The organism is Thermobispora bispora DSM 43833 (assembly GCF_000092645.1).
Taxonomy (GTDB): domain Bacteria; phylum Actinomycetota; class Actinomycetes; order Streptosporangiales; family Streptosporangiaceae; genus Thermobispora; species Thermobispora bispora.
The window spans coordinates 3883289-3905559 of sequence record NC_014165.1; the positions used below are offsets into that span (position 1 = coordinate 3883289).

The following is a 22271-nucleotide window of genomic DNA, read 5'->3' on the forward strand; positions in this document are numbered from 1 at the left end:
TCAGGGATCCGCTCGGTTGCTGATCGAGAATCGCATAGTGGGTGCGTGCATGTGAAGTCAAGCCTCTCGGCTTATTAGTACCGGTCGGCTCCACACGTTACCGCGCTTCCACCACCGGCCTATCAACCCAGTCATCTACTGGGAGCCTTACCCGGTTAACCCGGAGGGAGACCTCATCTCGGGGCGGGCTTCCCGCTTAGATGCTTTCAGCGGTTATCCCAACCGAACGTAGCCAACCAGCCGTGCACCTGGCGGCACAACTGGCACACCAGAGGTTCGTCCGTTCCGGTCCTCTCGTACTAGGAACAGCCCCCCTCAAGTCTCCTACGCGCGCAGCGGATAGGGACCGAACTGTCTCGCGACGTTCTAAACCCAGCTCGCGTACCGCTTTAATGGGCGAACAGCCCAACCCTTGGGACCTACTCCAGCCCCAGGATGCGACGAGCCGACATCGAGGTGCCAAACCATCCCGTCGATATGGACTCTTGGGGATGATCAGCCTGTTATCCCCGGGGTACCTTTTAGCCGTTGAGCGACGGCGCTTCCACTCGCCACCGCCGGATCACTAGGCCCTGCTTTCGCATCTGCTCGACCCGTCGGTCTCACAGTTAAGCCCCCTTGTGCCCTTACACTCAACGCCTGATTTCCAACCAGGCTGAGGGGACCTTTGGGCGCCTCCGTTACCCTTTAGGAGGCAACCGCCCCAGTCAAACTACCCACCAGGCACTGTCCCCGATCCCGATAAGGGACCCGGGTTAGACGTCCGAAACAGCCAGAGTGGTATTTCAACGGCGACTCCACGGACACTGGCGTGCCCGCTTCACAGTCTCCCACCTATCCTACACAAGCCATTCCAAACGCCAATGCCAAGCTGCAGTGAAGGTCCCGGGGTCTTTCCGTCCTGCTGCGCGTAACGAGCATCTTTACTCGTAGTGCAATTTCGCCGGGTCCGCGGTTGAGACAGTGCCCAGACCGTTACGCCATTCGTGCAGGTCGGAACTTACCCGACAAGGAATTTCGCTACCTTAGGATGGTTATAGTTACCACCGCCGTTTACCGGCGCTTAGGTTCCGAGCTTCGCAACCCCGAAAGGCCGCTAACCCGTCCCCTTAACGTTCCGGCACCGGGCAGGCGTCAGTCCGTATACTTCGTCTTACGACTTCGCACGGACCTGTGTTTTTAGTAAACAGTCGCCTGGGCCTATTCTCTGCGGCCCCCACCAGCTTCGGCAGCACGTGCCTACACCAGCAGAGGCCCCCCTTCTCCCGAAGTTACGGGGGCAATTTGCCTAGTTCCTTAACCGCGGTTCGCCCGAACGCCTCGGTATTCTCTACCTGACCACCAGAGTCGGTTTAGGGTACGGGCCGCCATAGCGCTCGCTAGAGGCTTTTCTCGGCAGTAGAGGATCACCCACTTCGCCACAATCGGCTCGGCATCGCATCTCGGGCTTAACACGGGGCGGATTTGCCTACCCCGCACCCTACATGCTTACCCCAGGACAACCACCGCCTGGGATGGGCTACCTTCCTGCGTCCCCCCATCGCTTACCTGCCACCGAAGCGGCAGAACGCGCCACGGCGGGTACGGGAATATCAACCCGTTGCCCATCGACTACGCCTATCGGCCTCGCCTTAGGTCCCGACTTACCCTGGGCGGATCAACCTGCCCCAGGAACCCTTGGTCATCCGGCGCAGAAGTTTCTCACTTCTGAAACGCTACTCATGCCTGCATTCTCACTCGCACGGCGTCCACGGCTGGGTCACCCCGCCGCTTCACCCGCCGCACGACGCTCCCCTACCCGTCCCCCGCACACGCGGAAGACGCCACGGCTTCGGCGGTGTGCTTGAGCCCCGCTACATTGTCGGCGCAAAACCACTAGACCAGTGAGCTATTACGCACTCCTTAGAGGATGGCTGCTTCTAAGCCAACCTCCTGGCTGTCACAGCGGCTTCACATCCTTTCCCACTCAGCACACGCTTCGGGGCCTTAGCCGGTGATCTGGGCTGTTTCCCTCTCGACCACGAAGCTTATCCCCCGCGGTCTCACTGCCACGCTCACACTTACCGGCATTCGGAGTTTGGCTGACCTCAGTAACCTGTGAGGGCCCATCGGCCAACCAGTGCTCTACCTCCGGCAAGGACCACGTGACGCTGCACCTAAATGCATTTCGGGGAGAACCAGCTATCACCGAGTTCGATTGGCTTTTCACCGCTACCCGCAGGTCATCCCCCAGGTTTGCAACCCTGGTGGGTTCGGGCCTCCACCCAGTCTTACCTGAGCTTCACCCTGCCCACGGGTAGATCACCCGGCTTCGGGTCTGACGCACGCGACTCAACGCCCTATTCAGACTCGCTTTCGCTACGGCTCCCCCACACGGGTTAACCTCGCCACGCACGTCAACTCGCAGGCTCATTCTTCAAAAGGCACGCGGTCACATCACGACAACACCCAAAGGGCGCTGCCAAGCTCCCACGGCTTGTAGGCACACGGTTTCAGGTACTATTTCACAACCCCTCACCGGGGCGCTTTTCACCTTTCCCTCACGGTACTCGTCCACTATCGGTCACCAGGGAGTATTTAGGCTTACCAGGTGGTCCTGGCAGATTCGCACAGGATTCCTCGGGCCCCGTGCTACTCGGGAACACCCCCAGGCAGTCGGCAAGATTTCGCCTACCCGGCTCTCACGGTCTACGGCCGCCCATTCCAGAGCGTTCGGCTATCCCACCGATTTCTCACTGCCCGCAGCCCCGGCAGAGACTGCAAAGGAGCGTCCCACAACCCCGGTAACGCAACGCCTGCCGGCTTTAACACGCCACCGGTTTAGCCTCTTCCCCTTTCGCTCACCACTACTCAGGGAATCGCTGTTGCTTTCTCTTCCTGCGGGTACTGAGATGTTTCACTTCCCCGCGTTCCCACCAACCGTCCTATGCGTTCAGACGGCGGCGACCCGACACAACTCGGGCCAGGTTCCCCCATTCGGAAATCCCCGGATCAACGCCTGGTAGCCGGCTCCCCGAGGCTTATCGCAGGCTCCCACGTCCTTCATCGGCTCCTGGTGCCAAGGCATCCACCGTGTGCCCTTAGTAACTTGACTACACGATGCTCGCACCCACTATGCAATTCACAATCAGCAACCAGGTCACGGACCTGGCGGATTCCGGTCACTCACTTTACCGTTAAGTGAGCCCACCGGCAAACCGGCCCGTTCCCTCAAAACCCGACAGTGTGCCCGACCAGACCACAAACCCCGAAACCGGCTTCCCCACCAGCGGCGGCCGCATAACGACCGCCACAGAAAGTGGTCATCACCAGCCCAGGCTCGTGTGCCCGGCCGACTAACCAGCGCTCCACATTCACCCACAAACTCAGCCCCAAGGAACTTTTCCAAACCAGGGGCTTAAGGGGTGCACCTTAGAAAGGAGGTGATCCAGCCGCACCTTCCGGTACGGCTACCTTGTTACGACTTCGTCCCAATCACCGACCCCACCTTCGACGGCTCCCTCCCCAAGGGGTTGGGCCACCGGCTTCGGGTGTTGCCGACTTTCAGGACGTGACGGGCGGTGTGTACAAGGCCCGGGAACGTATTCACCGCGGCATTGCTGATCCGCGATTACTAGCGACTCCGACTTCATGGGGTCGAGTTGCAGACCCCAATCCGAACTGAGATCGGCTTTCTAAGGATTGGCTCACCCTCACGGGATCGCGACCCGTTGTACCGACCATTGTAGCATGTTTGCAGCCCAAGGCATAAGGGGCATGATGACTTGACGTCATCCCCGCCTTCCTCCGGGTTGACCCCGGCAGTCTCCCATGAGTCCCCACCACCCACAAGGGGCGTGCTGGCAACACAGGATGGGGGTTACGCTCGTTGCGGGACTTAACCCAACATCTCACGACACGAGCTGACGACAGCCATGCACCACCTGTGCCAGGCGCCCGAAGGCACCCCGCATCTCTGCGGGATTTCCCGGCATGTCAAACCTTGGTAAGGTTCTTCGCGTTGCATCGAATTAAGCAACATGCTCCGCCGCTTGTGCGGGCCCCCGTCAATTCCTTTGAGTTTTAGCCTTGCGGCCGTACTCCCCAGGCGGGGCGCTTAACGCGTTAGCTACGGCACGGGAACCGTGGAAAGCCCCCACACCCAGCGCCCAACGTTTACGGCGTGGACTACCAGGGTATCTAATCCTGTTCGCTCCCCACGCTTTCGCTCCTCAGCGTCAGGACTGGCCCAGCAAGCCGCCTTCGCCACCGGTGTTCCTCCTGATATCTGCGCATTTCACCGCTACACCAGGAATTCCGCTTGCCCCTACCAGCCTCAAGCCCGCCCGTATCCGCCGCAGACCCACGGTTGAGCCGTGGGCTTTCACGGCAGACGCGGCAGGCCGCCTACGAGCTCTTTACGCCCAATGAATCCGGACAACGCTCGCGCCCTACGTATTACCGCGGCTGCTGGCACGTAGTTGGCCGGCGCTTCTTCTGCAGGTACACGTCAACTTCGTCCCTGCTGAAAGAGGTTTACAACCCGAAGGCCTTCATCCCCCACGCGGCGTCGCTGCGTCAGGCTTCCGCCCATTGCGCAATATTCCCCACTGCTGCCTCCCGTAGGAGTCTGGGCCGTGTCTCAGTCCCAGTGTGGCCGACCACCCTCTCAGGCCGGCTACCCGTCATCGCCTTGGTAGGCCGTCACCCCACCAACAAGCTGATAGGCCGCGAGCCCATCCCCGGCCGGAACCCCACAAGGGGGAACCTTTCCACCACCACCCATGCGAGCAGCGGTCATATCCGGTATTAATCCCGGTTTCCCAGGGCTATCCCAGAGCCAGGGGCAGGTTGCTCACGTGTTACTCACCCGTTCGCCGCTCGGCTCCACACCCAAAAGAGTGCGGTCCTCGCTCGACTTGCATGTGTTAAGCACGCCGCCAGCGTTCGTCCTGAGCCAGGATCAAACTCTCCACCGATAAACCTCAAACACACGGGAAGAAAATCCCGGCGACACCACCACGGCACCGCCCACCAACACAGCGAGCCGCACCATGGCAGCCACAATCACCCACCACGACAACACCAGATCACGGCGTCATCGCGACAGCGCCCAATGCACTGGCTTTTGACACACTGTCGAGTTCTCAAGAAACGGGCCCCGGCACCACGACCCGAAACCCCGAAGCCCCGAACCTGGAACCCACCGGGATTTCACGCCCTGGCCCGAAACAGCCCTCCGATTCTCACCAGACCCGAAACCGGTGTCAAACCGACCCAACCGCGGCGGCACTTGACACCAACCCCGACACCGGCAGGAATCAAACGGCCGAACCTTGCCCGAGGCAACCCCTCGACTATAACCACTGGGTGCCGGTCATGCAAACCGATCTTCAGCGGACCTCGAGGGATCATCGGCGGTCGCGTCTCACTGCGGTGATCCGCGCACACCGACCGGCACAGCGTAGCAGAATCCTGAGGTTCCGCCGCGCTCACATGGAGCCTTACCCCCTTATGCACAGCCCATACCTGCGGAAACCCCCGAATTTTTCCCTGTTCGCGTGATCGCGTATGCCGCCGCACCGGCATTGATCTTCGATCATCCACACCGCCCGCTGGAAAAGACAGCGCCGAAGATTGCCGCCATAGACTCGTGCGCGTGAGCGAGAAGCCGCCTGTGGCGAAGAAGGTTCCCGTCGAGCGCACCCACCACGGCGACACCGTCATCGACGAGTACGCCTGGCTGCGCGACAAGAACGATCCGGACACGATCGCGTACCTGGAGGCGGAGAACGCCTACACCGAGAAGATGACGGCCCACCTGGGCGGTCTGCAGGAGACCATCTTCCAGGAGATCAAGGGCCGCACGCTCGAGACGGATCTGTCGGTGCCGGTTCGCAAGGGCGCCTGGTGGTACTACAACCGGACCGAGGAAGGCAAGCAGTACGGCATCCAGTGCCGGGTCGCCGCCGACGGTGACAACCCGCCGGAGCTCCGCCCGGGCGAACCGCTCCCTGGGGAGCAGATCCTGCTCGACGGGAACGAGCTCGCCGGCGACAGCCCGTACTTCTCCATCGGGACGAGCATCGTCAGCCCGGATGGCACGAAGCTCGCCTACTCCACCGACTACACGGGAGACGAGCGCTTCACCCTCCGCTTCAAGGACCTCACCACGGGCGAACTGCTGCCGGACGAGATCCCCGGTGTCTTCTACGGCGGCGCCTGGTCGGCGGACGGCTCGACGTTCTTCTACACGGTCGTGGACGACGCCTGGCGGCCCTACCGCGTCTACCGCCACACCCTCGGCTCAACAGATGAGGACGTTCTCGTCTACGAAGAGGAAGACGAGCGGTTCTGGGTCGGCATCGGGCTCACCCGGAGCCAGCGCTATCTCGTGCTCAGCGCCGGCAGCAAGATCACCAGCGAGATCCGGATCCTGGACGCGGCCGATCCCACCGGTGAGTTCACCGTGGTACGGCCGCGGGAGACGGGCGTCGAGTACTCCCTCGAGCACGCCGGGGACCATTTCCTCATTCTCCACAACGCCAGCGCGCTGAACTTCGCACTCGCCCGGGCACCGCTCGACGATCCGTCCGATTGGACCCCGGTAATCGAGCACCGGGAGGACACCAGGCTCCTCGACGTCGATGCCTTCAAGGACCACATCGCCGTCTACTTCCGCCGCGATGGCCTCACCGGCATCCGCATCCTGCCCCGGGACGGGCGGGAGCCGTACGACATCGAGTTCCCCGAGCCGCTCTACGACGTCGCGCTCTCGGCCAACCCGGAGTACGAGACGAACCGTCTCCGGATCAGCTACACCTCCATGATCACCCCACCGTCCGTCTACGACTACGACCTGCGGACCGGTGAGCTGATCCTGCTCAAGCAGAAGCCCGTTCTCGGCGGGTACGATCCGGCCGACTACGAGCAGTTCCGCGAGTGGGCCACGGCCGACGACGGCACCAGGGTGCCGATCTCCATCGTGGTCAAAAAGGGCACGAAGCGGCCCGCCCCGACCCTGCTGTACGGCTACGGCAGCTACGAGTCCTCCATCGACCCCTACTTCTCGGTCTCCCGCCTTTCCCTGCTGGACCGGGGCGTCGTCTTCGCGATCGCGCACGTCAGAGGCGGTGGCGAGCTGGGCCGCAGGTGGTACGAGGACGGCAAGCTGCTGAAGAAGAAGAACACCTTCACCGACTTCATCGCCTGTGCGCGGCATCTCAAGGCGACCGGCTGGTCGAGCCGGATCGTCGCGCGCGGGGGATCGGCGGGCGGGTTGCTGATGGGAGCGGTCGCGAACCTCGCCCCCGAGGAGTTCGCCGGCATCGTCGCCGAAGTGCCCTTCGTGGACGCGCTGAACACCATCCTCGACCCGTCGCTGCCGCTCACCGTGATCGAGTGGGACGAGTGGGGCGATCCGCTCCACGACCGCGAGGTCTACGCCTACATGAAGTCCTACTCGCCTTACGAGAACATCGGCCCGGGCCCGTATCCGCCGATCCTCGCGATCACCAGCCTGAACGACACCCGCGTGCTCTTCCACGAGCCGGCCAAGTGGATCGCGCGCCTGCGCGATAAGGCCGGTGGCGGCCCCTTCCTGCTGAAGACCGAGATGGGCGCCGGCCATGGCGGGCGGAGCGGGCGCTATGACGCCTGGCGGGAGGAGGCGTTCGCGCTCTCCTGGATCCTCGACCAGCTCGGCTGCGGCACCGTCTGATCGGACCCACCCCGACGTACCCGGGTCTACCGGATCGGCGAGTCCAGCCGCCGATCCGGTAGACCAACCGTCCCCCCCCCCCCCCCGGCGGTCATCCCGCTGCCGGTCAACCCGGCACCGGAGTTCGATCCACGCGCCCCTGCCCAAGTGCGGTCGGCTCGCCCGAAACCGGCGGACACGCCGGGCCGGCCTTCCGCACAGGAGCACCGGCGATCGGGCCCACCGGCCCTGCAAGGGCGTCCACCGATCGAGTCCGGCTGCCGCACGGGAGCCATCCACCGATTAACTCCACCCACCGCATGGGAGCACCCGGCGACGGGTTCGCCTCGCCTGCCGTACCGGGGCGTTGACCGATCGAGTCCACCTGCTCACGGGAGCCAGCCAGCGATCGGGTCCGCCTTGCCGCACAGGGGAGTCCACCGATCGAGTCCACCCGCCGTACAGGGCGGCCATCGATCCACTTGCCGCACGGGAGCGACCCCGATCGGACCGGGCCCGGAGGGCTCAGAGGTCGTTGTGGCGCTGGAGATAGGTCAACGAGGCCCAACCAGGCAGCGCCGGCAGCCAGAAGGTCATCACCCGGAAGAGCAGGACGGCCGAGGTCGCGATCGTGCCGGGAAGACCGGCCACGGTGAGCCCGAGCGAGAGCGACGCCTCGACCGCGCCGAGACCACCGGGGGTGGGCGCGGCCGAGCCGATCGCATTGCCGGCGAGGAACACCACGGCGACGGCGGCGAAGCCCACGTCCCCGCCGAAGGCGCGCACACAGGAGTACAGGCAGACCACGAAGGCCAGGGTGAGCAGCAGGGTTCCGCTCACCCCCTCGATGATCTTCCGCGGCGACTGCAGCACATCGAGCAGGCGCGGGATCACCCCGGCGAACATCTCGCGCACCCGCGTGGAGACGAACCGGCGCACCGGCGGCACGGCGAGCACCACCAGAAGCAGCACCGCGATGCTGAGCAGGGTGACGAGCAACCCGCGCGAAGGGTAGAGCGACGGCGCCGCCTGGGTTCCGGTGAGGTAGCCGAAGAGCAGCAGCAACATGATGTGCGAGCCGAGCCCGATGAGCTGCGACGCCCCGACGCACGCCACCGCCACCCCGGGCGGGATGCCCCGCTTCTGCAGGAAACGGGTGTTGATCGCGACCGCGCCGACCGCCGTCGGCGCGACCAGCTTCACGAACGACCCGGCGAACTGCGCCATCACGGTACGGGTCAGCGGCAGGTGCTCCGGCACGAACCCCCGCAGCATGATCGCAGCGGCGACGTAGCTGAAGAACGCGGCGACCGCGGCCACCCCGCCCCACGCCCAGTTGGCGTGGGTCAGGATCGAGGCCAGGTTGACCTGGCTGAGCTGGGTGAGCAGCAGGTACGCCGCGAGCGCGCTCACGATCACCGTGATCAGCGTCTGCGGGCGGAACCGCTCGAGCCGTACCTCCTCGACCTCCACCTGCGGCTTGAGCGCGACGATCTGCTCGCGGATCGCGGAAAGCAGGTCCTTGCGCTTCTTCAGCGCCGTCCTGATCTCCCGGCTGAGCGCGATCGGCTGGAGCATGGGCAGCGCCTGCGCCAACCGATCGGCCCCCAGCACGGCCTCGGCCGACCTGACCGCGCGCTCCGCCCCGACCCGGGTCGCGAGGTACGCGAGCAGCTGGGCGACGTCGAGCATGAGCAGCAGATCACCGGCGGCGATCTCACCGCTGCGGGCGTCGACCAGAACCACCCGGCCCTCCCGGTCGACGTGGATGCTCTCGCCGGTGAGATGCCGGTGCGCGAGCCGGTGCCGGTGGAGCAGCAGCACCTGCTCCCACATCTGCCGCAGCAGCTCGTCGGTGATCTCCGAATCGTCCAGCTTGTCCACCGGCCGGGTGTCGATGTGCTCGTACGCGAGCAGGGCCGCCTCGGTGCCGATCTCACTGGTGCCGAGCAGCCGGGGCAGCCGGGCACCGGCCGCCTGGGCCGCGTAGGCCATCAGCGCCTCACGCTCCAGCTCCGCCCGGAGCGACCGGATCGCCCGCCGCCTGGTCTCGGAGTTGAGCCTGATGCCCCGCCAGAGCCGGTAGAGGATGCCGGCCGCCTGCCGGTCCCGGTCGAGCACGGCCACGTCGAGCCAGCGGCCGTCGGCGAGCCCGACCAGGTAGCGGCGGCTGCCGGAGCTGTCGTCGTCCATCCGCCGGGCGCTCACCGGGACGAACCCCAGCTTGCGCAGCGCGGCGAGCACCGCGGTCCCCGGTGGCCGGGTGTTGGCGCTGCCGATGCCGTACAGCGTGCCGAACCCCACGGCCTGGCCGACCAGGTACGTCAGGATCACGCCGAGGGCGGTCGCCTTGGACGCGGTGAACAGCGCCAGCACGTCCAACCCGAGCGCGGCCCACATCAGCGCCCGCCACCGCGGCCGCCGCCACATCCGCACCGCGGTCGCGTACGCGATCGCCGCGGTCAGCACGGTGTTGAGCGGCTCGATCTCCCGCCCGACGGTGAGGAGCCGCCGCAGCTCATCCGGCCCGGAGGACGAGAGCAGCCACTCGTCGAGGGAGTAGGAGATGACCAGCGCGAGAATCGCGGCGAGCAGCCCCTGGGTCACCCGCATCCCATCGCGGTGGAAGACCCGCTCGACCGCGAACGCCACCGGCACGACGAGCACCGCGGCGTCGCCGACCAGCCCGGCGAGCACCGACAGCACGTCCGGGGTCCGGCCGGTGCCGGCCCGCACGTCGATCTCCAGGCCGGTGAGCGTGCTCTGCATGGCCATGGCCAGCAGCACGACCGCGCCGAGGATCACCAGGGTGAGCAGGAAACGGAGCGCGTCGGCGGGACGGCGGATGCGCTGTGGCAGCAGAGGCTCGGCGACGAGCACGACGTCTTGGCCCGAGGCGGCGGCGTCCCGGCCGGTGACGTCGACTGTCAAGTCCTGCTCCTTGATGCGCTCTCACCACCAGGGGGTTTCCGCGGCGCCGGCCCGCCGCGTCAGTGCCTCATATCGGCCGCATACCGGCGCCGGGCCGCGAACAGCCGCCGCCGAGGACCAGCCGTGGCTTGATGACCACTCTACGGAGCGTCCCCGGCCGGTGAGCGGGCCCAATTTTCCCGCCCGCTGTCACGGGCGAAAGATACCGTGACGGCCCGGCCGGTGACTCGCCGTTTCGCGGAGCCGATGGCCCGGGGCCGCGACCGGGGAACGAGGACCCGACGGTCATGACCGCCCAAGGCGGAGATTTGGAGGATATCGTCGGCCCATGACCTCGACCACTTTCGGCGCGTGCCCGCTCGACTGCCCGGACACCTGCTCCTGGGTGGTGACGGTGCAGGACGGCAAGGCCGTGAGCCTGCGCGGGAACCGTGAGCACCCGTTCACGCGCGGGGCGCTCTGTGTGAAGGTCAACCGGTACCTGGAGCACGCCAGGGCCGCCGACCGGATCCTGTACCCGATGAGGCGGGTCGGGCCGAAGGGTTCCGGGCGGTTCGAGCGGATCAGCTGGGATGAAGCGCTCTCCGAGATCGCCACCAGGCTGCACTCGATCATCGACGAGTACGGCGGGGAGGCGATCTGGCCGTACCAGGGCACCGGCACGCTCGGCTACATCCAAGGGGAGTCCGGCAAGGCCGGGCGGCGGTTCTGGAACGTCCTCGGGGCGTCCAAGCACGACATGAACATCTGCTCCCGGGCCGGCAACGTGGGCCTGCGGTACGTGAACGGCACCCCGGGCGGCATGGATCCGGAGACGTTCGCCCTCTCCAAACTGATCCTCCTCTGGGGGACGAACCCGCTCACCAGCGGCCACCACGTGTGGAAGTTCATCCAGGAGGCGAGGGCCGCCGGGGCGTACGTCGTGGCGATCGACCCGATCCGCACCCGCACCGCCGACCAGGCGGACGAGCACCTGCCGATCCGGCCGGGCACCGACGCCGCGCTCGCCCTCGGCCTGCTCCATGTCGTGCTCGAGGAGGGCGCCGAGGACCGCGACTTCATCGAGCGGTACACGCTCGGCTGGGAGGAGTTCCAGGCCGAGATCAGGAAGTACCCGGTGGACCGGGTCGCGGAGATCACCGGGCTGCCCGCCGAGCGGATCAGGTCCCTCGGGGTACGGCTCGCGCACACCCGGCCCACCGGGATCCGGGTGACGATGGGCATTCAGCGCCACGCCGGGGGCGGTGCGGCGCTCCGGGCGATCGCCTGCATCCCGGGGGTGACCGGTGACTGGCGCTATCCCGGCGGTGGCCTGGTCTACTCGACCAGCGCGCACGCGCGGCTGAACGTGGACGTCCGCGAGGACCTGCTGCCCAAGCCGGTGCGCACCCTCACGATGACCCGGCTCGCCTCGAGCCTCGACGAGACGGTGAAGTGCCTGTGGGTGTACGGCGCAAACCCGGTCGGCTCGTCCCCGGACCAGAACCGGATCCGGGCCGCGCTGCAGCGGGAGGACCTGTTCACGGTGGTGATGGAGCACTTCCCCACGGACACCGTGGACTACGCGGACATCGTGCTGCCCGCCACGATGCAGATCGAGCACATGGACCTGCACGCGGGCTACGGGCACATGTACCTGATCTGGAACGAGCCCGCGGTGGAGCCGCCCGGCGAGTGCCTCTCCACGACCGAGACGTTCCGCAGGCTCGCCCGGCACATGGGGCTCACCGAGCCGTGCCTGTACGACAGCGATCTGGAGATCGCCGAGCAGCTGCTGAGCACGACCGGGATCTCGCTCGAGGAGCTGCGCAAGAAGGGGTGGGCTCGGCTCGACGTGCCGGACCCGTTCCTGCCGTTCGCCGACGGTTTCCCCACGCCGAGCGGCCGGCTGGAGTTCGTCTCCGCCCGGGCCGAGGCGGACGGGCAGCCCCGGGTGCCGGGGTACACCCCGTCGCTCACCGCGGGTACGGCTCCCGCCGACCGCGCCTACCCGCTGACGCTCATCACGCCGGCGCAGCACATGTTCCTCAACACCACGTTCGGCAACAATCCCGAGCTGCTCCGGCGGTCGAAAGGGCCGAAGGTGCTGGTCAACGAGGCCGATGCCAAGCCGCGCGGGCTGGTGGACGGGCAGCTCGCCCGGGTGTTCAACCGCAACGGGGAGTTCACCGCCTACGTGGAGATCACCGACCGGGTGCGGCCGGGGGTGGTGGCCGCGCCCAAGGGCCACTGGCCGAAGCTCAGCCCGGGCGGCGCCAACCCGAACGCCGTGGTGGACGAGCGCGACGCGGACATGGGCAAGGGCGCGGTGTTCCACGACAACTTCGTCGACATCGCACCGGCCGGGTAGCACGGCCGGCCGCCCCGGGGCTCCCCGGCCGGCCGAGCCCCCACGGTCCCCGATGGAACCGGCCGGGTGTACGGCACCGGTACGGCTGGCCGGGTGTTGCGGCCCGCGGTGTCGGGGTGCGCCTCGCTAGGCCCGGTGCCGGGGACGTGTCTCGCCAGGCCGGAGTGCCGGGGATGTGCCGCACCGAGGCCACGGCACGCCGGCCTCACCAGGGGCGGGCCGTACCGGATGGGCTCCGGGGTGGTTCAGGGGCCGGTCAGGGAGTTCCCCGATGGTCCGGTGAGCCGCCGCGGGGCAGCCTGGGAGCATGAAGGAACTGACCCGTGTCGACGAGATGTCCTTGGCCGGGGCGGCCTTGCACGGCGCGCCCTGGCGTACCGCGATCGTCTCCGGCGGGGCGGTCGGAGCGGCGAGCCTGCTCCTCGGCTGGATCCTCCCGGGCCCGGCCGACCTCACTTGGGCGCTCTGCGTGGGCATCGCGGTGTTCGCGCTGGTGGCGGCGATCGGCGCGATCTCCCGGCCCGATGAGGGCGACCGGGTCACCCGGCAGTCCCGGCGCTGGGCGCTGCGGCATCCCTGGAAGTTCGCCCTCTACCCCGGGATGATCTCCGCCGCGCTGATGCTCCCGGTCCAGCTCGTGGTCGACCGCGAAGGGCTGTTCGGCGCGGTCTGGGACGCCGGCTGGGGGGCCGTGTGGGTGTCCCTGCTCACCGCGCTCATCACCCGCGCCATGCGCTACCGGGCCGGTGTCTCCTGAGCGGGCGCGCCGGGACTCCGGCGGAGCACCGCCGGCGGCGCCGCGATCGAACTCCCGCCCCCTGCGCCACCGGTGCGACGTTCCCGGTGGTCAGCTGATCGGCCGCCGGGAACGAGGCGAACAGGGCGCATGCCGAGCGCGCGGACCGGTTGCCGCATGACCGAACCTTTGCCGCGTGGCCAAACCGTTTGCCGCATGACCGGACCGGTCGCCCCCTGAGGTACGGCCGGGCGGGACGAGCCGTCCGGGGAGCGTCCGGCGGGACGCCGTGCACTCACCCGATGGAGTGACGCGGTGCTCGGCTCAGCTCGGCCCCGCGGCCCGTTCGGCATCGCTGCGACAGACGCAGAACTCGTTGCCGTCCGGGTCCAGCAGGACGACCCAGCCGGTGCCGTCGGAGAACCGGTGATCCTCATGGAGTGTGGCGCCGAGCGCGATCAGCCGCTCCACCTCCTCGTCGCGGGTCCGATCGGCCGGGCGCAGATCAAGGTGGAGCCGGTTCTTGACGCTCTTCCCTTCGGGGACTCGCTGAAAGAGCAGATGGGGGCGGCCACCCGGACGTTCGACCAGGATCTCGTCATCCTCCGGCCCGCCCTCGCCCATGGGCCAGCCGAGGGCATCGCTCCACCATCGGGCGATGCGGTACGGATCGTGGCTGTCGAAGGTGACCGTGTGGACCTCAATCATGGGCCAAGACAACCACGGCCCTGAGACGTCCGCACCTGAATTTCCGCGCGCTGTGGATGGCCGGCTCCCCGGTAAGAGGCCCAGGCGCTCCAGCCCGAGCAGACTCGGGCGTACCGGGCCAGGCCGCCAGGAAGGAACGGCACCGCACGGACCCGAATCGCGCCGCTTGAGAGGGCCATCGAGGCCGGCACGCCGGAGACCGGCCCTGGCGACGCCACGCTGCCCCGCGGGCCGCTCGCCCTCGGCGAGGTCGGCCTCGCCGGTGAGCTCCGCCCGGCGCGCGACGTCCGGCGGCGGCTCGCACGCGCCGCCACCGGTCAGGCTCACGTGATCCGTACTGCGCCCCGCGGCCGATCCCGCAGGTGAGCCCATCCGAGCGCCCGGCCGTCCCCGTGCGTGACCGGCGGCGGCCCGCCTCCGCGGAAAGTCCATGACCCCGCCCGTGACCCCGCCCGTCACCCCGGCAGAAGGGGCGGTACCGGCATATCTCCCCGGAGGGGGTGTCCGGCATGGTTACTGGCGGGTAGCATTCCGACTTGAAGGTTACTGGTCAGTACTTTGCCGGGCCTAGGAGCGGTCACACGATGGGTCACTACAAGAGCAACATCCGCGACCTGGAGTTCAACCTCTTCGAGGTGTTCGGGCGCCGGGAGATCCTCGGCACCGGCCCCTTCGCCGACATCGACGAGGAGACGGCGCGCAACATCCTCGACGAGGTGAACCGGCTCGCGACCGGGCCACTCGCCGAATCGTTCGAGGACGCGGACCGGAACCCGCCGGTCTTCGACCCGGCGACGCACAGCGTCAAGATGCCGGAGAGCTTCAAGAAGTCGTTCCAGGCGTGGATGGACGCCGAGTGGTGGCGCCTGGAGCTTCCGCCGGAGCTCGGCGGCACGCCGGCGCCGCGCAGCCTCGTGTGGTCGGTCGCCGAGCTGGTGCTCGGTTCCAACCCCGCGATCTGGATGTACGCGAGCGGCCCGGCCTTCGCACGCCTGCTCTACATGCTCGGCACCCCTGAGCAGAAGCGGTTCGCCGAGCTCGCCGTGGAGCGGCGCTGGGGCTCGACCATGGTGCTGACCGAGCCGGACGCCGGGTCGGACGTCGGCGCCGGGCGGACCAAGGCGATCCCGCAGCCGGACGGCACCTGGCACATCGAGGGCGTCAAGCGCTTCATCACCAGCGCCGAGCACGACATGGCGGAGAACATCTTCCACCTCGTGCTCGCCCGCCCCGAGGGCGCCGGCCCCGGCACCAAGGGCCTGTCGATGTTCCTCGTGCCCAAGTACCTGGTCGACCTGGAGACCGGCGAGCTGCGCGAGCGCAACGGCGTCTACGTCACGAACGTCGAGAAGAAGATGGGGCTCAAGGTCTCCACGACCTGTGAGCTCCGGTTCGGTGAGAAGCACCCGGCGATCGGCTACCTCGTCGGCAACGTGCACGACGGCATCCGGCAGATGTTCCTCGTCATCGAGCACGCCCGGATGATGGTCGGCACCAAGGCCATCGCCACCCTCTCGACGGGCTACCTGAACGCGCTCGAGTTCGCCAAGAACCGGGTGCAGGGCGCGGACATGACCCAGATGGCCGACAAGACCGCGCCGCGGGTCACCATCACCCACCACCCGGACGTGCGCCGTGAGCTGATGCTCCAGAAGGCGTACGCGGAGGGCATGCGGGCGCTGGTGATCTACACGTCCACCTTCCAGGACGCGGTGCAGATCGCCGAGGCCGAGGGCCGGGACGACGCCGACGCCAAGGCCATGAACGACCTGCTCCTCCCGATCGTGAAGGGCATGGGGTCGGAGCGGTCCTACGAGATGCTCGCCCGGTCGCTGCAGACCCTGGGCGGCTCCGGCTTCCTGCAGGACTACCCGATCGAGCAGTACATCCGCGACTCGAAGATCGACTCGCTCTACGAGGGCACCACGGCGATCCAGGGCATGGACCTGTTCTTCCGCAAGATCGTGCGGAACCAGGGCAAGGCGCTGGGTCAGCTCTACTCGGAGATCAAGGCCTTCGCCGCGTCCGACGCCGGGAACGGCCGGCTGAAGGAGGAGCGGAAGCTGCTCGACGAGGCGGCCGACGAGGTCAAGGCGATGGTGGACAAGATGGTCGGCTGGGCCATCGCCTCGGCCGAGACCCCGAAGGAGATCTACAAGGTCGGCCTCAACACCACCCGCCTGCTCATGGCCCTCGGCGACCTGGTCGTGGGCTGGCTGCTGCTGCGCCAGGCCGAGGTCGCGCTGCGGGCGCTGGGCTCGCCGGACGTCTCCGCCGAGGACCGGGCCTTCTACACCGGCAAGGTGGCCGCGGCCCAGTTCTTCGCCCAGACCGTGCTGCCGCGCCTGGCGAGCGAGCGTCGCGTGGTGGAGTCCACCGGCCTCGACCTGATGGAGATGCCCGAGGAGGCCTTCTGACCCGGCCTGCCGTACGGCACGGCCGTCATCGGACGACCGGGTAGGCCACCGGGGCGGTGTGGCCGTCGTCCCGCCCCGGTGGCCCAACCGGCTCCCCGGGCGTACAGGCGATCGGGTGAGCCGGACGGGATGCCCTTCTCGGCGACCGGCTCCCCGGGCGCACCCGGGCGGCCGCGCACGGTTCGGCCGATGATCACGAATTCGGCCGGGCCGCGGGGTCGCCGTCCGGCGGGAGGGCGAACTGCACCGCCGCCCGCTCCGCGAGGATCGGGGCGATGCATTCGTCGATCACCGCTCGGTGGGCGGGGTGGTCCCGGTAGACGAGGTAGTCCTCGGGTGAGTCGAAGTCGGCGACGAGCCCGAAGGAGAAGTTCCCCGGATTGATGCCGGCGTCCGGCCCGAACCGGTAGCTCTTCAGCTCCGGGATGAGCCGGGGCAGCTCACCCAGCCGCCGGGCCACCTCCGCCTTCTGCTCTTCGGTGGCGTCCTCGGTCCAGCGCAACAGCACGACGTGGCGGAACATGCTCTTCCTTCCCGGGCGATCGAGACGATCACGGCTGACGCCGAGGACGCATGCTAGCCAGCGCCGCTGCCCCGGCCGTGCGCCCGGTGCCCGGGCCGCCGATGTGATCGGTTGACCTTTCCTTCTGCATCCTCACACCATGGCCCCCGCTCCGGCGGGGGCCTTTCTCATTCAAGAGAGCCGGCCCGTTCTCACTCACCGGCCCGTTCTCACTCAAGGGAACTCGGCCCGATCCGTGCCGATCTGCGTGTTCTTCGCCCGACGCGCGCCGGTGACCGGATCGATCCCGGCGGCAGTGCGTCTCGAGAGACCGGCCGGCAACGGCCTGCGACGGCAACGCGCCCGCCAGCCGAGAGGCCGCGGGCTGCGGCAACGCGGATCTTCTTACGGGACGCCGCACCGAAGCCGAATCGCCTTGCCCAGGCAAGCCGCTCGAGGCCTGGAGCCGATGCGAGACGGCCGGACGCCCGAGCGGCGGTCGACCGCTGCCACGACCGGCGCGACCGACATCTGAACACGTGCCAACGATCTACATACTATTGATCCGTGTATTGAGTTCACGTAAAAATAGGTGCTCCAAAACCCGGTTGGAGCACTCGATGAAATACCTCTGCTGCATCCTGCTCGCCATGCTCACCGCTGCCTGCGGTACCCAGACGGCAGGCACCGCGGGGCTGATGGCCGGCGGCTCGCCCACGCCGACCAGAACCACGGTGTGCACCAGCCCGAAGGTGCACCAGTTCGTGAGGGCGATGGAGGACTACGCCCTGGAGGGCTACTTCGACCCCAATCCGCTCCGCGCCATCCCCATGGACGAACTCACCGCCTGGCGCGACACGCTGGATCCGCTCGTGCCCTACAGCGAGAACGAGCATGTGGAGCGGGCCCTCAATCTCGTCCTCGGCGGGCTCGACCGCTTGATCAAGTACTACTACCTGTACCGGCCGATCATCGACTCGGCGGGGCGCGCGATCATCCAGGGCATCACCAGCCTGCGCTTGAGGTGCGAGCGGGAAGGCGTCGAGTTCTGACCCCGGGCATGGCGGAGGCCCGCCGAAGCAGGGACCGCGCATTCTCCTGGTTCAGGTGCGGCAGACCTTCAGACCAGCGCCGTGGACGCCGACCGGATGCGGCTCACCACGGCCGCCGCTCCGTAGATCCCGGTATGGGCGGATGCCACGGTCGTGCCGGGCTGGTGATCGGTGGCCCTGGACATGGGTGGAGGGCGGCGCGCGGCCGCCCTCCACGAACGTCCTCGCATCGAGCCGGTGCCTTCCGCACCCGGCGGCGCGGACGGTCCCGGTTCCGGCGCCGCCGGTCACCCGGGTTCCGCGCCGGTGGCGCCGGTACGGCTCGGCCTCGCGGCGAGCGCAGGGCTCAAGGCCGCGAGCACGGAGCTCAGCCGTCCCGGGAGAGGCGGCGGCTCATCCTCGGCGGGCTCGACGCACGGGCTCGGCCCACGGCGGGCACGCGGCCCAGCCGGTGAGCAAAGGGCTCAGCCCCAGGCGAGCATGCGGATGGGGTCCTCCAGCATGGCCCCCACGTCCCGCAGCACCTTCGAGCCGAGCTCGCCGTCGACCACGCGGTGGTCGAACGAGAGCGCGAGCGTGGTGACCTTCCGGACGGCGAGCTGCCCGTCCACCACCCACGGCATGTCCCGGATCTGCCCGAGGGCGAGGATCGCGACCTCGCCGGGGTTGAGGATCGGCGTGCCGGCGTCGACCCCGAACACCCCGACGTTCGTGATCGTGATCGTGCCGCCGGTGAGCTCGGCCGGGGTGCACCGGCCCGCCCGGGCGCGCTCGACCAGCCGGTTGAGCTCGCGGGCGAGCTCGGGGAGCGAGAGCCGGTCGGCGTCCTTGATGTTGGGGACGATGAGCCCGCGCTCGGTGGCCGCGGCGATCCCGAGGTTCACGTAGTGCTTGACGATGATCTCCTCGTCGGTCCACGTCGAGTTGATCATCGGATGGCGCTTCACCGCCGTGATCAGCGCCTTCGCCACCAGCAGCAGGGGCGAGACCCTCACCTCGGCGAACTCGGGGAGCCGGCGCAGCCGCTCCACGGCCGCCATGGTCTCGGTCACGTCGACCTGGAGGAACTCGGTGACGTGCGGGGCGGTGAAGGCGCTCGCGACCATGGCCTGGGCCGTGGCCTTGCGCACCCCCCGGACCGGGATGCGCTCCTCGCGCTCGGGGTGTCCGGCACCGGCGGGCGCGGCCTGGCCGGTGCGGAGCCGCGCGGCGGCCGCCTCCACATCGGCCCGGGTGATGGAGCCGTGCGGGCCCGTGCCGGTGAGCGTCGACAGGTCGATGCCGAGGTCCTTGGCGAGCTTGCGCACCGGCGGCTTGGCGAGCACGCCGGACCGGCCCGGCCGGGACGGCGCGGGCGCGGCCGGGGTGGGCGCGGCCGGGGTGGGTGCCGTGGCCGCGGCGGTGCTCCGGCGGCGGCGCCGGGTCGCGCCCGGCTTGACCCCGTACCCGACGAGCACCGGCTCCCGCTTCTCCGCCGTGCCGTCCTGCTCGGCCTTGACGGCCTGCCCGTTCTGCTCGGCCGGGGCCGCGGGCTCGGGAGCGGCGGGCGCGTCGCCGGTCCGGACCGAGATGATCGGCGTGCCGACCTCGACGGTCTGGCCCTCGGCGACGAGCAGCTCGGCGACCTTGCCCTCGAACGGGCAGGGCAGCTCGACCACGGCCTTGGCGGTCTCGATCTCGACGATCGTCTGGTTGACGGTGACGGTGTCGCCCGGGGCGACGTGCCACTTGACGATCTCGGCCTCGGTGAGGCCCTCACCCACGTCGGGGAGCTTGAACTCACGCAGCATGTGATCCTCCCTCCCCGGTCAGTAGGTGAACGCCCGGTCGACCGCGTCGAGCACCCGGTCCAGGTCGGGGAGGTAGTGCTCCTCGAGCCGGGAGGGCGGGTACGGCGTGGCGAACCCGCCGACCCGCAGCACCGGGGCCTCCAGGTGGTAGAAGCACTGCTCGGTGATCCGTGCGGCGATCTCGGCGCCGAAGCCGCTGAAGACCGGGGCCTCGTGGACGACCACGCACCGGCCGGTCCGCCGGACGGACTCGGTGAGCACACCCATGTCGAGCGGGCTGAGCGAGCGCAGGTCGATGACCTCCAGGTCCCGCCCCTCCTCGGCGGCGGCCGTCGCCGCCTCCAGGCAGGTCTTCACCATCGGCCCGTAGGCGAGGAGCGTCAGGTCGCGGCCGGGCCGTACCACCCGGGCCCGGTCTATCGGCAGGCCCGGCGCGGAGAGGTCGACCTCGGCCTTGTCCCAGTACCGGCGCTTCGGCTCGAAGAAGATCACCGGGTCATCGCACCGGATCGCGTCCTGGATCATCGTGTACGCGTCGGCCGGGTTGGAGCAGGCGACCACGCGGAGCCCGGCGGTGTGGGTGAAGAACACCTCGGGCGACTCCGAGTGGTGCTCGACCGCGCCGATGCCGCCGCCGCACGGGATGCGGATGACGACCGGCAGCTTGATCGCGCCGAGCGACCGGTACCGCATCTTGGCGAGCTGGGTGATGATCTGGTCGGCCGCCGGGAAGACGAAGCCGTCGAACTGGATCTCGCACACCGGGCGGTAACCGCGCAGGGCGAGCCCGATCGCGGTGCCGACGATGCCCGACTCGGCGAGCGGGGTGTCGATGACGCGGTCCTCGCCGAAGTCCTTCTGCAGGCCGTCGGTCACCCGGAAGACGCCGCCGAGCTTGCCGACGTCCTCCCCCATGATGAGGACCTTGGGGTCGTTCTCCATCGCGCGGCGCAGGCCCTCGTTGAGCGCCTTGACCATGGTCAGCGTGCTCATCGCTCGAACCCCCCGAGGTAGGCCATGAACTGCTCGCGCTCCTCCTCGGGCAGGCCATGCCGGGTCGCGTACACGTGCTCGAAGATCGCCTCCGGCCGTGGGTCGGGCATGGCGAGGCACCGCTGGCGCAGGTCCTTGGCGAGGGCGTCGGCCTCAGCGTCGATCGCGGCGAAGAAGTCCTGGTCCGCGAGCCGGTTCTTGTGGAGGTACGCCTTGACCCGCTCGATCGGGTCCTTCAGCTTCCAGGCCTCGAGCTCCGAGGCGAGCCGGTACCGGGTCGGGTCGTCCGAGGTGGTGTGGGCGCCCATCCGGTAGGTGAACGCCTCGATCAGCGTGGGCCCCTGCCCTTCCCGGGCGTGCTGCAGGGCCTTCCTGGTCACGGCGAGGCAGGCGAAGACGTCGTTGCCGTCGACCCGGATGCCGGGGAACCCGAATCCGGACGCCCGCTTGTAGAGGGGGATCCTCGACTGGCGCTCGATGGGCTCGGAGATCGCCCACTGGTTGTTCTGGCAGAAGAACACCACGGGGGCGTTGAAGACCGAGGCCCAGATGAAGGACTCGTTGACGTCGCCCTGCGAGGTGGCGCCATCGCCGAAGTAGACGATGGCCGCGCCCTCGACGCCGTCACGCTGGATCCCCATGGCGTACCCGACCGCGTGCAGGGTCTGGGAGCCGATGACGATCGTGTACAGGTGGAAGTTGTGCTCCTTGGGGTCCCAGCCGCCATGGCTCACGCCGCGGAACAGGCCGAGCAGGGTCACCGGATCGACCCCGCGGCACCAGGCGACGCCGTGCTCCCGGTAGGTGGGGAAGGCCATGTCGGCATCGGTGAGCGCGCGCCCGGACCCGACCTGTGCGGCCTCCTGTCCGAGCAGCGATGCCCACAGACCGAGCTCGCCCTGCCGCTGCAGGGCGACGGCCTCCTTGTCGATGCGGCGGACCAGGACCAGGTCCCGGTAGAGGGACCGGACCTCCTCCGCGGTCAGCTCGATGTCGTAGTCGGGGTGCTCGACCCGCTCCCCCTCGGGGGTGAGCAGCTGGACGAGCTCAGGGGGGGTGTCATGAGGGGCGTCGGCTGTCACGTGCCTCTCCTGTGCGTCTCGGGCCGGTTACG

11 protein-coding genes and 2 rRNA genes are annotated in these 22271 nt (G+C 68.2%); 5 read left to right on the forward strand and 8 right to left on the reverse strand.

Annotated elements, in window-relative coordinates:
- Positions 1 to 53 precede the first annotated feature (53 nt).
- A 23S ribosomal RNA gene (locus tag TBIS_RS16515) occupies positions 54 to 3094 on the reverse strand.
- A gap of 321 nt (positions 3095 to 3415) precedes the next feature.
- Positions 3416 to 4958 (reverse strand): 16S ribosomal RNA (locus tag TBIS_RS16520).
- Together the 16S and 23S rRNA genes form the textbook arrangement of a ribosomal RNA operon.
- 680 nt (positions 4959 to 5638) lie before the next feature.
- Between TBIS_RS16520 and TBIS_RS16525 the strand changes: the two genes are divergently transcribed.
- Complete coding sequence (locus TBIS_RS16525) at positions 5639 to 7699, forward strand: S9 family peptidase (RefSeq protein ID WP_242384282.1); 2061 nt, start codon at positions 5639 to 5641, stop codon at positions 7697 to 7699.
- Between the two features lie 504 nt (positions 7700 to 8203).
- Here TBIS_RS16525 and TBIS_RS16530 read toward each other — a convergent pair.
- On the reverse strand, positions 8204 to 10609 hold the full coding sequence (locus TBIS_RS16530; protein WP_013133546.1) for a lysylphosphatidylglycerol synthase transmembrane domain-containing protein: 2406 nt from the start codon (positions 10607 to 10609) through the stop codon (positions 8204 to 8206).
- 328 nt (positions 10610 to 10937) lie between these two features.
- Here TBIS_RS16530 and TBIS_RS16535 point away from each other — a divergent pair, with 328 nt between their 5' ends.
- Positions 10938 to 12959, forward strand: coding sequence for a molybdopterin-containing oxidoreductase family protein (locus TBIS_RS16535; protein ID WP_013133547.1), 2022 nt, complete (start codon positions 10938 to 10940; stop codon positions 12957 to 12959).
- 307 nt (positions 12960 to 13266) lie between these two features.
- Positions 13267 to 13716 carry a hypothetical protein gene (locus TBIS_RS16540; RefSeq protein ID WP_013133548.1) on the forward strand — a complete coding sequence of 150 codons (450 nt, stop codon included), beginning with the start codon at positions 13267 to 13269 and terminating at the stop codon, positions 13714 to 13716.
- A 303-nt stretch (positions 13717 to 14019) separates the two neighbouring features.
- Here the strand turns inward: TBIS_RS16540 and TBIS_RS19360 are convergent, their stop codons facing one another.
- Positions 14020 to 14403: a VOC family protein gene (locus TBIS_RS19360; RefSeq protein WP_013133549.1), complete on the reverse strand. Its 384-nt coding sequence runs from the start codon at positions 14401 to 14403 to the stop codon at positions 14020 to 14022.
- A 584-nt stretch (positions 14404 to 14987) separates the two neighbouring features.
- Here TBIS_RS19360 and TBIS_RS16550 point away from each other — a divergent pair.
- On the forward strand, positions 14988 to 16820 hold the full coding sequence (locus tag TBIS_RS16550; RefSeq protein WP_013133550.1) for an acyl-CoA dehydrogenase: 1833 nt from the start codon (positions 14988 to 14990) through the stop codon (positions 16818 to 16820).
- A gap of 193 nt (positions 16821 to 17013) precedes the next feature.
- Here the strand turns inward: TBIS_RS16550 and TBIS_RS16555 are convergent, their stop codons facing one another.
- Positions 17014 to 17343 (reverse strand): Dabb family protein, encoded by a 330-nt coding sequence (locus TBIS_RS16555; protein WP_013133551.1) that lies wholly within the window; start codon positions 17341 to 17343, stop codon positions 17014 to 17016.
- A gap of 599 nt (positions 17344 to 17942) precedes the next feature.
- Here TBIS_RS16555 and TBIS_RS16560 point away from each other — a divergent pair.
- On the forward strand, positions 17943 to 18374 hold the full coding sequence (locus TBIS_RS16560) for a hypothetical protein (RefSeq protein WP_013133552.1): 432 nt from the start codon (positions 17943 to 17945) through the stop codon (positions 18372 to 18374).
- Between the two features lie 464 nt (positions 18375 to 18838).
- Here the strand turns inward: TBIS_RS16560 and TBIS_RS16565 are convergent, their stop codons facing one another.
- Genes TBIS_RS16565 through pdhA form a run of 3 tightly spaced genes read right to left on the reverse strand, consistent with a single transcriptional unit; the run spans position 18839 to position 22239 of the window.
- Complete coding sequence (locus tag TBIS_RS16565; protein WP_013133553.1) at positions 18839 to 20164, reverse strand: dihydrolipoamide acetyltransferase family protein; 1326 nt, start codon at positions 20162 to 20164, stop codon at positions 18839 to 18841.
- A gap of 18 nt (positions 20165 to 20182) precedes the next feature.
- The gene (locus TBIS_RS16570) at positions 20183 to 21157 is read right to left on the reverse strand and encodes an alpha-ketoacid dehydrogenase subunit beta (RefSeq protein WP_013133554.1); all 975 of its coding nucleotides are present in this window, start codon (positions 21155 to 21157) and stop codon (positions 20183 to 20185) included.
- Complete coding sequence (gene pdhA / locus TBIS_RS16575; protein ID WP_013133555.1) at positions 21154 to 22239, reverse strand: pyruvate dehydrogenase (acetyl-transferring) E1 component subunit alpha; 1086 nt, start codon at positions 22237 to 22239, stop codon at positions 21154 to 21156. Before pdhA ends, TBIS_RS16570 begins: the two co-directional genes overlap by 4 nt.
- Positions 22240 to 22271 lie beyond the last annotated feature (32 nt).

Coding starts and splice junctions, on each gene's coding strand:
- TBIS_RS16535 (WP_013133547.1), top strand. CDS start 10,938: ATGACCTCGACCACTTTCGGCGCGTGCCCGCTCGACTGCCCGGACACC.
- TBIS_RS16555 (WP_013133551.1), bottom strand. CDS start 17,343: ATGTTCCGCCACGTCGTGCTGTTGCGCTGGACCGAGGACGCCACCGAA.
- TBIS_RS19360 (WP_013133549.1), bottom strand. CDS start 14,403: ATGATTGAGGTCCACACGGTCACCTTCGACAGCCACGATCCGTACCGC.
- TBIS_RS16570 (WP_013133554.1), bottom strand. CDS start 21,157: ATGAGCACGCTGACCATGGTCAAGGCGCTCAACGAGGGCCTGCGCCGC.
- TBIS_RS16560 (WP_013133552.1), top strand. CDS start 17,943: ATGAAATACCTCTGCTGCATCCTGCTCGCCATGCTCACCGCTGCCTGC.
- TBIS_RS16550 (WP_013133550.1), top strand. CDS start 14,988: ATGGGTCACTACAAGAGCAACATCCGCGACCTGGAGTTCAACCTCTTC.
- TBIS_RS16540 (WP_013133548.1), top strand. CDS start 13,267: ATGAAGGAACTGACCCGTGTCGACGAGATGTCCTTGGCCGGGGCGGCC.
- TBIS_RS16565 (WP_013133553.1), bottom strand. CDS start 20,164: ATGCTGCGTGAGTTCAAGCTCCCCGACGTGGGTGAGGGCCTCACCGAG.